Source organism: Brevibacillus sp. FSL K6-2834, from assembly GCF_038592925.1.
In the GTDB taxonomy this organism is placed as follows: domain Bacteria; phylum Bacillota; class Bacilli; order Brevibacillales; family Brevibacillaceae; genus Brevibacillus; species Brevibacillus borstelensis.
On sequence record NZ_CP151945.1, the window covers coordinates 1,324,671 to 1,337,329 of the forward strand.

Sequence of the window (12,659 nt, forward strand, 5' to 3'; positions counted from 1 at the left end):
AAGAATTTCGTCAAGTGGCAAGCTTCCTATAACACAATAATCATCGACAGGGCGAAAGCTTGCGCATGCATTAAGGAACCGGATTTCCCAAACACAGGAACTGGAATTGCATCAGCTCTGGGGCTGACAGAAAGGAAAAGAGGCGGATGAAACTGCGCATCCCTTTTATGACGAATCCCGTTCGTATCGGCATTGCCGTGGAAGAAGACGGGCTTCGCTTTACAGAAGCACGGCGAACGGACACAGGCGTGGAGATACGGCAGGCAGGTCTGATCCCGCTGGAGGAAGGAACCTTCGAGAACGGGCGGATCACGGATATCGAGCGGGTAAAAATACAGCTGACTCTAGCCAAGAAGGAGCTGCGGCTTTCCAAAAAGAAGGCGGTTCTCTCCGTTCCGACGTCAACCGTGGTGATTCGAAAAACCATTCAGCCCAAGCTGACGACGGACGATATTCGTTCTTTGCTCGAAATCGAGCTGGGGACGACCATTCACCTTCCTTTTGCAAGGCCCTATTTTGACTTTCACAAGATCAGAGAAGTGCCGCCGTCGCTGGAGATGGACGAGCTGGGAGAGTACAGCCTCGCGGAGGAGCCGCAGCCGGAGGATGAATACTTGGTGATTGCCGCTCCTGGTGATTTGATCGACCAATATATCGAATTGTTGAAGGTACTCGATATCGAAGTAACGGCTGTTGATATCGAACCGCTTGCTCTGTACCGGCTGCTGGAGGAGAGCGGGGAAGTCCACAAAACCGACTTCATGTTCCTGCAGCTCGGACGGCATTCGGTCAACGTCAGCATTTTTCAAAGCGATATTCCGGAGTTTTTGCGAAACATTCCGATCCATCTCGCCCATTATGAGCAGGCTTCCGCATCCGGGGGGACAGACGGTGCTGCTGCCGTCCATGCATTATTTGTAGCTGATCTGGTCAGGGAAGTCGACCGCGTGATCAACTTCTATCAGTTCAGCATGAAAAATGACGGGACCCGTATTCAGACGATCTATGTAACCGGTGAAGATGACGATTTGGAGCACACCATCCAGCTTCTTAAAAATCGCATGACGAGCTTTGAGATCGTTCCTCTGCCCATCCACCATATCCGCCTTCAGCATACGCAACCGCTGAATGTTCAGGCCTTTACGGCAGCGGCGGGACTAACCTTGAGAGGTTGACGCAAGTGGTAACCATTAACCTATTACCAAAAAAGAAAAAGGTTAGAGGCGGAGTCCTGTTGCTCTCCGCGACAGGGCTGCTTTGGCTTATCGGGGCGGCTTGGATGGGCTTTGCCTACTATGCCGATCAGGCAACGGTGGAAAGATTGCAGCAGGAAATCGCGCAGCAAAAACAAATGGTCCAGGCAGCGGAAAAGCGGATCGGCTTGAAAGCAAATACAGCGACTTTGCAAGACTATGTAGAGCTGTCGGAGAAGATGCAGCATCTGTTCTACCCGACAACGCTCCTGCTCGACAATTTTTCCGAAAACCTGCCGGAGATGGGAAAGCTGCTGAAAATCAGTTATGCCCTGGATGGCACGGTGCAGCTCACCGGCCGCTTTGAGCAATATGACGATGTGGCCGCCTATCTGCACAATTTGCAGGCTTCGCCATACGTACGGGAAGCGCAGATAAAAACAATCGCTTCCGTACCCGTGAAGTGGACCGGGCCGGTGGACGAGAAAGGCAGGCCCCATTCGGCAGCGTTGAGTGCGGTGGGCGGAGACATCCTGCCCCGCTACACGGCTACATTTGAAGTGAAGGTACTCACCCTGGACCTGGGCGTGCTGAACAAGCAGCTTGCTGCACGTACACAAGAGCAGAAGAAGTAGGAGAGTGAACATGGCTGAGAAAACACGTCAATACCTGTTCTTGTTTGTTGCTTTGCTGTTTGCCCTGCTCGCTGTCTTCTACTATATCTATCTCACGCCGTTGCAGGCAAAAAAGAGCAAGCTAACGGTAGAACTGGCTCAGCTGCAAGCGACGGTGCAAGGGCTGAGCAGCAGGAATACAGAGAAAAAGAAGGATGATACCGTTTCCGAGGAAGCATTGGCAAAGGTTACGGAGGCAATCCCCGTCTCTCCCTATACAGATCAGCTCGTGAAGGATTTGGGCAAGCTCCAGACGATCAGCAAGGTCGAGATCCTTACGGCCAGCTTTACCCAGCCAAAAGTGCTGTCGACGAAAGACATGGTGGAGCAGATCATTTCGAAAGAAGAGCAGGGGGCGGATACAGCAGCCGAAGAGTCAACTGGAGCCAAAGAGCCGAAAACAAACTCAGATACGGACAAAAAGGAAACAGGTACAGCGGAAGCAACAGGAATAGCATCTGAACCCAATGCCAAGGACCGCAGCGCTGCACTTGCCATGCCCACGGCAGACACGCTCAGGAGACTGCTGCCGGAAACCGCATTGGGAAGCGTGGAGATCACGCTTTCTGTAAAGGGAGGATACGATGAGCTGTACCTCTTCCTCAAGGAGGTACAGGGATTGTCCCGATATTTGCGGGTAGATGAATTCACTGTCGCTGCGGCGGAGAAGGATGAATTTACCGTCCCCAAAGACAGCAGGATGACGGCGACAATCAAGCTGACCAGCTATTACGCCCCTGAATTCAAGCAGGTAGTCGACAAGCTTCCGGCCGTTGAGGTAGAGGCTCCATCGGGCAAAGGCAACCCGTTTCAGTATGGAATCACACCGAAGCCCGGTGATCCGATCAATGAAAGCAAAGAAGGATCGCCTTACTAAAAGCAGAGGGCGATTTCCTTCATTTACGAATGAAAGCCGTTGCTGTCGCGAGCAACGGCTTTTCTTCATTTCTTAGTCTTTTCCTGCCGCTCCCGCACCAAGGCCAATAGCGCCAGAAAGTCTCCGATTAATACAATCACAGCCGCCAATAAAGCAAGATCGTCAGCCGACAAACCTTCGGACTTTTGACTCATGGAATCGCCTCGCTCCGATGAACTTCCCTACAATGTATGAGGGCATAGCCGGGCGGGTTTGGGTATTTGTCTAAGAAGCGGATTCTTAATCAAAAGACCTGCGTGCGGGCCAGGTGCCTTGCAGTTTGCGAATCTGCACAATCTGTCCGGTATGAAACGCATCGTGCATGATGATGCTGAATACGCTCAGCCCCAAAGGCTTTGAAGGCGACGGCTGATCGAAGGAGGTCTCCGGAATGGAAGCGAGCACGTCTCTCAGTTCATAGTGGAGAGTCTCCATCCGCTTGACGTCCGCTTGCCAGGCCTCCTCGTCCTCTGGTCCTCCGGATGGGGCAAAGGTGTCGTCGTTGGTGGAAGCTGTAGAAGGCTGTTCGGTGCCCTTCAAACGGTGAAGCAGCCGTTCCTTGTAAAACAGCAAGTGGCTCAGATTCTCCCAAATGGTGTTGGCAGCTTCGCCAGGCGGCCGCCAGCTTGCTTCGGCTGCGGTGAGTCCTGCCAAGGCGTCTTTCAAGGGGGGATACCAATCTTCTTTGGCGAATGTACAATCCCACTCGTGCAACAGCAACTCCATACGGTTCATGCAAGTCCTCCTCATCTGGGAAAGAGTGATTAACGGCAGTATAATGAAGGTAGAATCTGGAGAAGAATACTGTCTGTAACTACTTAAATACATTTTGGTGGTTACAAACAATACCTTACCATATTTTGGCGAGTGGTTCAAGAGAGGAGAAAAAACTCCGTGGAGTGGATATGTCTTGATTTTATCAACAGCGATTGCAGAGACTGGCGAGGGTCCGGACAGCGGGATGACCGGCTTGGCAAGCCTGAATGGTGGCAGTATTTTTCGACGAAGTGGGAGCTGAAAGTCCCCCTTCCTACAGACCCTATGCTGCTCCAGAGCTTGAGAGAACTGCGGCAGCAGATGCGAAATGTCACGGAAGCGGTGGCAACAGGACAAGCACCTGATCCAAGCGATCTGGTCGGCATCAATCAGGTGCTTGCGGCTGTGCCCAGCTGCCGCCGCATCGTTCATCGGCCGGATGGCTTTCAAATAGAGGAGGTTGTACGAGGCGAAGAATGGGACCTGGTCATAGGGAAAATCGCACTTTCCTTCGCCGAGCTTCTGGCTGGTACCGATTTGCGGCGATTGAAGATCTGCGAAAACGCCAATTGCCTCTGGGTGTATTACGACGAGAGCCGCAACCGCTCCAGCCGTTGGTGCGACGATAAGGCGTGCGGCAACCTGATGAAAGTGCGGCGCTTTCGCGAGCGGCAAAAAAAGGAGAGGAAAGACACATAAATCCAGGAAGATCGGGAGAAAGGGAGAAGAAAAGAACATGACTGTCAGCAAACGGCACGAATTGAGGTTGGACGAGCTTGCCAGCGGGGATATTCCGGGGCTGATCGAGCTGTCTGCCTCGGTAGGCTGGGATTACCATGAAGCAGAGCTGGCAACCCTCATTGCTGCAGGGAGAGTATTCGGACACCGTGATGACCAGGGAAAAGTGTACTCAAGCGCCGCGATTGTTCCATACGGCGAAACGCTTGCCTCCATCGGCATGGTCATCGTTCATCCTGAATGCAGAGGGATGGGGCTGGGGAAACAAGTAACACAGGCTTGTATCGATGCCGCCTCGACTTCAGCGGATACAGCCCTGATGCTGATCGCCACACCGGAGGGAAAGCCGATGTACGAAAGCATGGGCTTTGTGTCCGTAGATTGCGTGCACAAATACTTATGCGAAGCGTACCAGCGGCATCGAGCATCGTTTGATACAGGAGATACATTTGTAGAGAAGCTGACCGGGGAGCATCTGGAGCAAATCGTGGAGCTGGACAAGGCCGCAGTCGGCGCGGACCGCAGAAGATTTTTGATTCATCGCATCCAGCAGGCGCAAAATGGCGTCGTCTTGAAGCGGCAGGATGGAGCTGTCATTGGCTATGGCCTGTCTGTAGAGGGGCCGGTCAACCTGATACTCGGCCCGATCGTCGCTTTTGACCTGCAGGGAGCGAAACAAATCGTGGAACAGCTTGCGAGCGGATATCAAGGCAAGCTGCGGATCGATGTACCGTCTGGACATGAAGAATTCCTGGCTTTTCTGGAGCAGTGCGGATTTCAAAAGGCGAGCCAGCCTCCGATCATGATCAGGAATGCGGAAAAGCTGCCGGAGAGGAACGGCCGCTTGTACGCAATTGCTGCACAGGCGTTCGGGTAGGGGAAAGGCTGGAAGCGGGAAAGCGGAAAAGCCGAAAAGCCGAAAAGCCGGAAAGCCGGAAAGCCGACATATCCTGACAGTCGGCAGAACCAAAAACCCAAAAACCCAAAAACCCAAAAACCGGAACTCTTCCGGCAGGATACAAAAAACCACGCAGGTGCAATTCTCCCGCGTGGTTTCATTTTGTCATTCAACAGGTTCAACCGGAAGCTTCTTGTTCCGAACCTGCTTGCGACCGCAAAAGCGGTACGATGAAGAGCAGGCCGACAATGAACAGAAGCGCAGCCATCTCGAAAACAGAGACGAGTGAGAGCAGTTTTTTCAATGGACCCGCGATACTCATCGTCAAAACCATGGCTCCGGTGAAGAGAGGGCTCAGGATTCCCATCACGCGGCCGACAAAAGCGCCCTCGGTATGCTTCAAGATCATCGTATTGATCCCGATCTGAATGCAAGGCATAAACAGGCCGTTGAACAACTGGGCCGTCAACGTCAGCCAGAGGTTGGTCGATAAGCCCGCGATGCTCATGGCTACTGCATTGACCAGCATGCCGATGACCAACAGCTTTTGCGGAGAGGCTTTTTTGGCAACGGTCATGGTCAGCGCACCCCCGACAATCATGCCGATCCCGTTGACTGTCATCAGCCATTTGAGGGATTCCATAGGCAAGCCCAATCGCTCCGTCACGAGAAAAATGCTCAGAGGCTGGATGAGTCCGATGCTTAGGCCCGCTGCCAAAAAGCATAAGCCCAGCTTTGTCAGAATGTTGCTTTTCAACACATAACGGATGCCGTCGACCATTTCCTGCCATAGAGTTGTCGGCTGCTGCCCGTTTTCCTCTACGTGGTCGGCGGGCAGCCGCACAAGAACGGCGCCGGAGAGCAGGAAAGCGACACCGGTCACCGCGATTGCTACACCGATCCCAAATGTCTGAAACACAAACGTCCCGAGGGCAGGGCCAAGGATCATGAAAATGGCAAAAAGCGTTTGATAGATGGACATACCCGCTTGCATCTGCTCGGCAGGAAGGTGCATTTTGAACAGCTTCATGCCGGACGGCTGCGAAAACTGGGACAAAATGGCCGAGATCAGCGTCGCGAAGAAGACCGCTTTCCAGGTTCCGAACACAAAAGCAAGCAGGACTCCGAAGATAGACAGCGCGCTTAAAATATCACACCAGACCATCGTTCGCTTGGGGCGCCAACGGTCAGCGAACGTCCCGCCAATAAAGGAAAAAATAAAGATCGGAGCGTATTCCGCCACGTAAATCATCGAGACAGCCAAAGGATCGCCGTTTGTTTGCTGCATGACAAACAGCAGGATCGCGAAGTTGCGGACCCATACGCCGATTTGCAAAAACAGCGCAGACAGCAGGATCGTTTGTATGACTTTATTGCGAAAGATTCCTTTTTCTCGCATAAAAAAACCTCCTCATCCAAGTTCCTGGACAGGAGGCGAAGAGATCGTGATCGCAAGGAAGACAAAACATAAGCCCAAAAACAGCTCAAAGGGGCTTCCTTCTATCCAAAGGAATGTGCCATGCTTCTGAGATTCTGGGAAGCAAGTTCACCCTTCAGGAGTGCATCCTCATACCGACAACAAAGCAAGCTGTCGACACCGAAAAAAGATGCATGCGACTATGAACATCCATACCAATCCTATCCAGAAACCGTTTCGTTTCCCACAGACATGGTTATTTTCAAACGGTTGTTTTCATGGAGACAGGATTAGATGTCCATTGTTCATAAGTCACCCTTCCGATTTCGTATGGGTTAGATATTATCACGCTGAAAAAGCGGAGTCAAGAAGGATTTAACAAATTTTCCGGACGTTTCCCAAAAAGACCTGCAAGCATGTTGCGCGCGGCCTTGAGCGCCATCTTCTCCCGGGTTTCCCTCGTGGCGCTGCCAATATGAGGGAGTGTGACCACGTGGGGCAAGGAAAGCAGCGGATTGTCTTTTGGCGTCGGCTCCATCTGGAAGACGTCCAGGCCGGCTCCGCCTATCCGGCGCTCCGTCAGAGAACGGATCAAGGCCTGTTCATCGACGACACGTCCCCGGGAGGTATTGATCAAAATGGCGTCGCTTTTCATCAGAGCCAGCTCGCGTTCTCCGATGAGGCCCTCTGTTTCCGGGGTCAATGGCGTCATCACCACCACGTAGTCGGACCGGGACAACAGATCGTCAAGCGAGGTGAACTGTACCCCCAGAGCTTTTTCCGCTTCCGGCTTGCGGGAGCGGTTGAAGTACAGAATGTTCATGTCAAAGCCTTTGGCTCGCCGGGCGACAGCTTCTCCGATCCTGCCCATCCCGACGATCCCGATGGTCGCGCCGTGCACGTCTTTTCCGAGCATCAGACTGGGGAGCCATTCATTCCATTGGCCGTTTTTCACAAACCGGTCAGCCTCCGGTACACGTCTGGCAGCCGCCATCAGCAGGGCAAAGGTCAGATCGGCGGTTGTCTCGGTCAAGACGTCCGGGGTATTCGTCGCGAGGATGCCGCGGGCTGTCAATGCGGGAAGGTCCAGATTGTCGTAACCGACCGCGATATTGCTGACGACCCGCAGACGGGGAGCCTTTTCCAGGACGGAGGCATTGATTTTGTGCCGGGAGTAGATCATCAACCCGTCGGCCCGCTGCAGACCGGCTGCAAACGATGCGTCGTCCAGCTTTTCCTCGATGTCGCGATAATCCACTTCGCAGCGCTCGCGTAGCAGGGCAAGCGCTGATTCAGCGATGCGGTGAGGGACAAAAACAAGCGGTTTTGTCATCTGTTTCGACTCCTCTCTAGGATCGCGCTGCCTTGACGATCTCGACGAATTGGCGCGCTGTTTGGGTCAGACTGTTCAGATACGCCTCGTCCACCGCTCCCTTGAAGCTGACGAGAGAGCTTCCTACGCCAACGGCGACCGCGCCGGCCTTGATATAGGAGGCTGCATTGGAGAGATCGACGCCTCCGGTCGGCATCAGCGGAATGTGCGGAAGCGGACCGTGCACGTCTTTCAAGTAGCCGGGGCCAAATACGTTGGCCGGAAATACTTTGATCACGTCTGCGCCGTGCTCATACGCCGTCAAAATCTCGGTCGGTGTCAGGGCGCCGGGAATGCTCACGACACCGTAGCGCTTGGCCATCTGGATCGTTTGCGGATTCACGGTCGGGGAAAAGATGAACTGGGCCCCGGCCATGATGGCGGCGCGGGCTGTTTCCGGGTCCAACACTGTTCCCGCACCGATAACCAGCTTGTCTCCGTACTCGCTGGCAACCTGTTCGATCAAAGAGAGCACTTTCGGCGTTTCCACCGTAATCTCCAGTGTAGTCACGCCCCCTTCGTAGAGCGCTTTTGCCACCGCCATGATCTTCTCCGGCTTCGCTCCGCGAATCACAGCTACGACACCGCTGTCGAGGATTTTCTCTAGTTTGGTCATCTCACATTCTCCTTCCCATTATCGAAAACGAGCTTTTAGCGCATCACTTCTTCGCCGGGCGATTCCACGAACCGTTTCAAATCGGAGCGTTCCGGCAGGCCTTCGACATCGCCGTTCACCATCGTGACGATGGCACCGACAGCATTGGCCCGTTTGACCGCTTCGGGAAGCGGAAGGCCATCCAGCAGACCGGAGACAAACCCGGCCGCGAATCCGTCACCGGCACCGACAGGGTCAACCATCTGCTCGACATGAAAGCCGGGAATGTGCAGGTTTTCCTCTGGCGTAAAGTAGTGGGCTCCTTTTTCGCCCAGCTTCAAAACGACAATTTTGGCGCCAAGGCTGAGGAATCGCTCTCCCAGTTTGACAGGATCGGTTTCTCCAAAGAGAAACGTCCCTTCGGACAGTCCGGGCAAAATAATGTCGGACTGGGCGGCGATGGCAAGCAGCGTTTCGCGGGCCTGTTCTTCCGTCCACAGCTTTTTCCGCAGGTTCGGGTCGAAGACGACAGTCAATCCGCTTGCTTTTGCCATGCGAATCGCTTCAAACACCATCTCGCGGCACGATTCGCTCAGCGCAGGCGTGATCCCCGACACGAACAAATAGCGGGCTTGCGCGAGATAGGCTTCGTCGAGGTCGGCAGCGGTCATCCGGCTGGCAGCGGAGCCCTTGCGGTAGTAGTACACGTTGACATCGCTGGCGTTGCGGATTTCCTTGAAATAAAGGCCGGTAGGCGCATCGGGATCAAGGCGGACGCAGCTCGTGTCCACCCCTTCTCCCCGGACAAACGAGAGCATCGCTTTGCCCAGCTCATCGTTGCCTACCCTGCTGATCCAGCCGACAGAATGGCCGAGGCGGGCAAGCCCAATGGCAAAATTGGTTTCCGAGCCTCCAAATTTTCTCGTATAGGTGTGCGCATAGCGCATCAGTCCAGTGCTCTCCGGAGTAAACAGTACCATCGTTTCTCCAAAAGTGACTACGTCCATCATGATTTCCTCCAGGCTGCGTTATTGATGAGCGCGTTTTCTCTGCTGCCAAATGGCTTTTACGATCGGAGTGAGCAGGGTAATGACCGACAGCAGCAAAAGAATGAGCGGAATGGGCCGCGTATAAAAAATATCGTAGCTGCCGCTGGAAAGCGCTAGCGCTCTGCGGAACTGGCTTTCTGCCATCGGGCCGAGAATCAGAGCCAGCACGATCGGCGAAGCCGGGAAGTCGTGTTTTTGCATAAAGAAGCCGATCACACCCGCTACCGCCATGATCAACACATCAAAGAAGCTGTTGTTGATCGCATATGATCCGACAATGCATAGAACCAGGATGACTGGGGTCAAAATCTCTTTCGGAATTTGCACAACCTTGGCAAAGTAGCGAGCCGTGAACAATCCGAGCAAGCACATGACCACGTAGCAGATGATCATCCCGATAAACAGGGTGTAGACGAGGTCGCCGTTGTTTTTAAACAGAAGCGGACCTGGCTGCAGTCCCTGGACCATCAGAGCGCCGAGCATGACAGCAGTAACGGCATCTCCGGGAATTCCCAGTGTCAAAAGCGGCACCAGAGCGCCGCCGGTACATGCATTGGCACCTGATTCGCATGCGGCAACGCCAGCCATCCTGCTTTTGTCCGTAGGCTCTTTGTCTTTGTTGAACCGTTTCGTTTCGTTGTACGCCACGAAGGCTGCGATATCGGCGCCCGCTCCCGGAATAATTCCGATAAAGGTTCCAAGCCCGGTCGAACGGAGGATCGTCGGGATAATGCCGCGGAATTCGCCCCAGCTCGGTACGATTTTTTCGATTTTCACTTTGACCTTTTCTTTTACATTCATGTCAGAGAGCGACTTGAACGCCTCCGAGGCGGCGAATAGGCCGATCATGATCGGAATGAACGGGACGCCGTTCAAAAGCTGTTCGCTGCCGCCGGTGAAACGCGGGAAGCCGAGGATCGGATCAAGTCCGACCGTGGCGAGCAAAAGCCCGACCAGACCGGCAATCAGTCCTTTGACCAGCGATTTGCCGGAAATGCTGGCAATGATGCTAAGACCGAATACAGCCAGAGCAAAGGTCTCCGGTGCGCTGAATTCGAGAGCGATCGTAGCCAGAACAGGGGAGAGAAACATCAGGATGATGATGCTGATCGTGCCTCCGATAGAGGAGGAGAGAGTCGCGGCACCGAGTGCTTTTCCCGCCATCCCTTTTTGTGCCAGGGCATAGCCGTCCAAAGCGGTAGCCGCGGCTGCGGGAGTTCCTGGTGTTTTCAACAAAATCGCTGTAATCGAGCCGCCGTAGACGCCGCCGAAATATACGCCGGACAGCAGCAAAAGACCTGCGACAGGCTCCATTCCAAACGTCATCGGCAAGATCAGTGCGACTCCCATGGTGGCGGTGAGTCCGGGAAGAGCCCCTACCACGATCCCGATAATGACGCCGACGACAGCCATCAGCAGGGCAAAGGGGTCAGTCAGGATGTTCGTTAACCCGTTTACAAATAGATCAAACATGCGGTTCCCTCCTTATTCTCTACTCGAACAAGACGCCTGCAGGAAGGGGAACCTGCAGCACTGTTTCAAAGATGAGGTAGATAAACAGCGTAACCAGGACGGCTACGAGAATCGACGCAATCGGCTTCCGATAGCCGAACAGCCACATGAAACCGAGCAAAAACACTGGTGTCGCCAGATGGAAACCGCCGAGGTAGACGAGTGCCAAAAATACGAACATACAGACAAAACCAAGAATGGTCCGTCTCCAGGACGTAGGAGGCCCGGCTTCTTCGGCCGCCTGTCCGGGACGGAATGCGGCTGCGATCAGCACCAGCGACATCAGGATCAGGCCGCCGGCGATCAGGCGGGGAAAGAATCCGGGGCCGACATCTGTATCGCCGACCGACGGAAATTGCCCCGACGTGATCCAGACCGCTACGGACAAAAGAATGAGAGCAATACCGACAAACAGATCAGTCTTCTTCACGAGCTACCCTCCCTAAAACGGAGGACACGGGGAGTGCACTACAGCATCGCCCGTGTCCAGCGCTTCTTACTTTTTCAACCCCAGATCGGAGACGAGTTTCGTAAACAGCTCACTGTCTTTTTTCACAGCTTCTGAAAAGGCTGCATCGTCAGCATAGGATACGCCCAGGTTCATTTTTTCCAGTACATCTGTAAACGCCTTGTCTTCCGTTACTTTTTTCGCGGCGTCTTTCAATACGGTGACGACGTTGTCCGGTGTATCTTTCGGAACCGCGATTCCTCTCCATGTACCGATGGACAGATCGATTCCTTTTTCTTTCATCGTCGGTACGTCTTTGAACTTCGGCAGGCGCTCGTCAGCCATGACGGCCAGCATTTTCAGCTTGCCCGCTTCCACCTGTGCAGCTACTTCTGCCGGGCTGACGGAAACAGCTTCGATGTGCCCGCCGAGCAGAGCTGTCACAGCAGGATTGGCCCCGTCAAAAGGAATGTGGTTGAATTTGGTATCAATTTTCTGTTCCAGCGCGGTTGCAGCCAGATGCCAGATCGCGCCTGTACCGGAGTTTCCGATACGCACCTTGCCCGGGTTTTCCTTGGCGTAGGCGACAAATTCCTCGATCGTGTTCCAAGGAGCGTCTGCACTGACCGTAATGGCTGCCGGGTCCGCATTCAGGCGGGCAACCGGTTTGAAGTCATCCGGCTTGAAGGTGGCCAAACCGAGTGGAGGAAGCGTTGTCATTTCCACTGTGACCAGCGTCAGCTTGTAGCCGTCCGGCTTTGCCTTGGCTCCCTCGCTCATGCCTACGGCACCGCCGCCGCCTGTCTTGTTCACGACGCCGATGGATTGGGGCAGAACTTTGTTCGCAGAGTCCGCAAATGCCCGGGCGACTGCATCGGTTCCGCCGCCGGCTGCGTAAGGAACGATCAGTTCGATTTGCTTTTTCGGATACGCTTCTGCCTCTCCTGCTGCTTGATCGCCAGAGGGAGCAGAGGAGTTGCCAGAACCGCATCCGACGAGAGATGCGATAAGAGCGGTAGCGGCGAGACCAGAGAAAATGCTTTTCAATTTCATGATGTCATCCTCCAATAATTAAGGAATGTGTTCATAGT

14 protein-coding genes are annotated in these 12,659 nt (G+C 54.0%); 5 read left to right on the top strand and 9 right to left on the bottom strand.

Annotation, left to right across the window (positions count from 1 at the left end; translation table 11 throughout):
- The first annotated feature begins 146 nt into the window (after positions 1-146).
- From pilM to NST96_RS06700, 3 genes are read left to right on the top strand one after another with little or no spacing between them, the layout of a single operon-like run.
- A complete protein-coding gene (gene pilM / locus NST96_RS06690) occupies positions 147-1,175 on the top strand; it encodes a pilus assembly protein PilM (protein ID WP_003392157.1) in 1,029 nt (342 codons plus the stop codon).
- A 5-nt stretch (positions 1,176-1,180) separates the two neighbouring features.
- On the top strand, positions 1,181-1,828 hold the full coding sequence (locus NST96_RS06695) for a PilN domain-containing protein (RefSeq protein ID WP_003392153.1): 648 nt from the start codon (positions 1,181-1,183) through the stop codon (positions 1,826-1,828).
- 10 nt (positions 1,829-1,838) lie between these two features.
- Positions 1,839-2,744, top strand: coding sequence for a hypothetical protein (locus NST96_RS06700; protein WP_031933490.1), 906 nt, complete (start codon positions 1,839-1,841; stop codon positions 2,742-2,744).
- Positions 2,745-2,809: 65 nt separating this feature from the next.
- Here NST96_RS06700 and NST96_RS06705 read toward each other — a convergent pair whose 3' ends face one another.
- Positions 2,810-2,938, bottom strand: a complete 129-nt coding sequence (locus NST96_RS06705; protein ID WP_264484502.1) for a hypothetical protein — start codon at positions 2,936-2,938, stop codon at positions 2,810-2,812.
- A gap of 85 nt (positions 2,939-3,023) precedes the next feature.
- Entirely contained in the window at positions 3,024-3,518 is a 495-nt protein-coding gene (locus NST96_RS06710; protein ID WP_003392147.1) for a DinB family protein, read from the bottom strand.
- Between the two features lie 159 nt (positions 3,519-3,677).
- On the opposite strand from NST96_RS06710, the gene NST96_RS06715 reads away from it, so the two are divergent.
- Positions 3,678-4,238, top strand: a complete 561-nt coding sequence (locus tag NST96_RS06715; RefSeq protein WP_003392145.1) for an ABATE domain-containing protein — start codon at positions 3,678-3,680, stop codon at positions 4,236-4,238.
- A gap of 37 nt (positions 4,239-4,275) precedes the next feature.
- Positions 4,276-5,154: a GNAT family N-acetyltransferase gene (locus tag NST96_RS06720; protein ID WP_342405807.1), complete on the top strand. Its 879-nt coding sequence runs from the start codon at positions 4,276-4,278 to the stop codon at positions 5,152-5,154.
- Positions 5,155-5,353: 199 nt separating this feature from the next.
- Here the strand turns inward: NST96_RS06720 and NST96_RS06725 are convergent, their stop codons facing one another.
- From NST96_RS06725 to NST96_RS06755, 7 genes are all read right to left on the bottom strand, one after another.
- Positions 5,354-6,574 carry an MFS transporter gene (locus NST96_RS06725; protein ID WP_003392138.1) on the bottom strand — a complete coding sequence of 407 codons (1,221 nt, stop codon included), beginning with the start codon at positions 6,572-6,574 and terminating at the stop codon, positions 5,354-5,356.
- 382 nt (positions 6,575-6,956) lie between these two features.
- Complete coding sequence (locus NST96_RS06730; RefSeq protein ID WP_024985519.1) at positions 6,957-7,925, bottom strand: D-glycerate dehydrogenase; 969 nt, start codon at positions 7,923-7,925, stop codon at positions 6,957-6,959.
- Positions 7,926-7,941: 16 nt separating this feature from the next.
- Positions 7,942-8,580 carry a bifunctional 4-hydroxy-2-oxoglutarate aldolase/2-dehydro-3-deoxy-phosphogluconate aldolase gene (locus NST96_RS06735; protein ID WP_024985520.1) on the bottom strand — a complete coding sequence of 213 codons (639 nt, stop codon included), beginning with the start codon at positions 8,578-8,580 and terminating at the stop codon, positions 7,942-7,944.
- Between the two features lie 35 nt (positions 8,581-8,615).
- Positions 8,616-9,566 carry a sugar kinase gene (locus NST96_RS06740; protein WP_003392130.1) on the bottom strand — a complete coding sequence of 317 codons (951 nt, stop codon included), beginning with the start codon at positions 9,564-9,566 and terminating at the stop codon, positions 8,616-8,618.
- Positions 9,567-9,587: 21 nt separating this feature from the next.
- Complete coding sequence (locus NST96_RS06745; RefSeq protein ID WP_003392128.1) at positions 9,588-11,081, bottom strand: tripartite tricarboxylate transporter permease; 1,494 nt, start codon at positions 11,079-11,081, stop codon at positions 9,588-9,590.
- A 19-nt stretch (positions 11,082-11,100) separates the two neighbouring features.
- Positions 11,101-11,550: a tripartite tricarboxylate transporter TctB family protein gene (locus tag NST96_RS06750; protein WP_003392126.1), complete on the bottom strand. Its 450-nt coding sequence runs from the start codon at positions 11,548-11,550 to the stop codon at positions 11,101-11,103.
- A 66-nt stretch (positions 11,551-11,616) separates the two neighbouring features.
- The gene (locus NST96_RS06755; protein WP_003392124.1) at positions 11,617-12,621 is read right to left on the bottom strand and encodes a tripartite tricarboxylate transporter substrate binding protein; all 1,005 of its coding nucleotides are present in this window, start codon (positions 12,619-12,621) and stop codon (positions 11,617-11,619) included.
- Positions 12,622-12,659 lie beyond the last annotated feature (38 nt).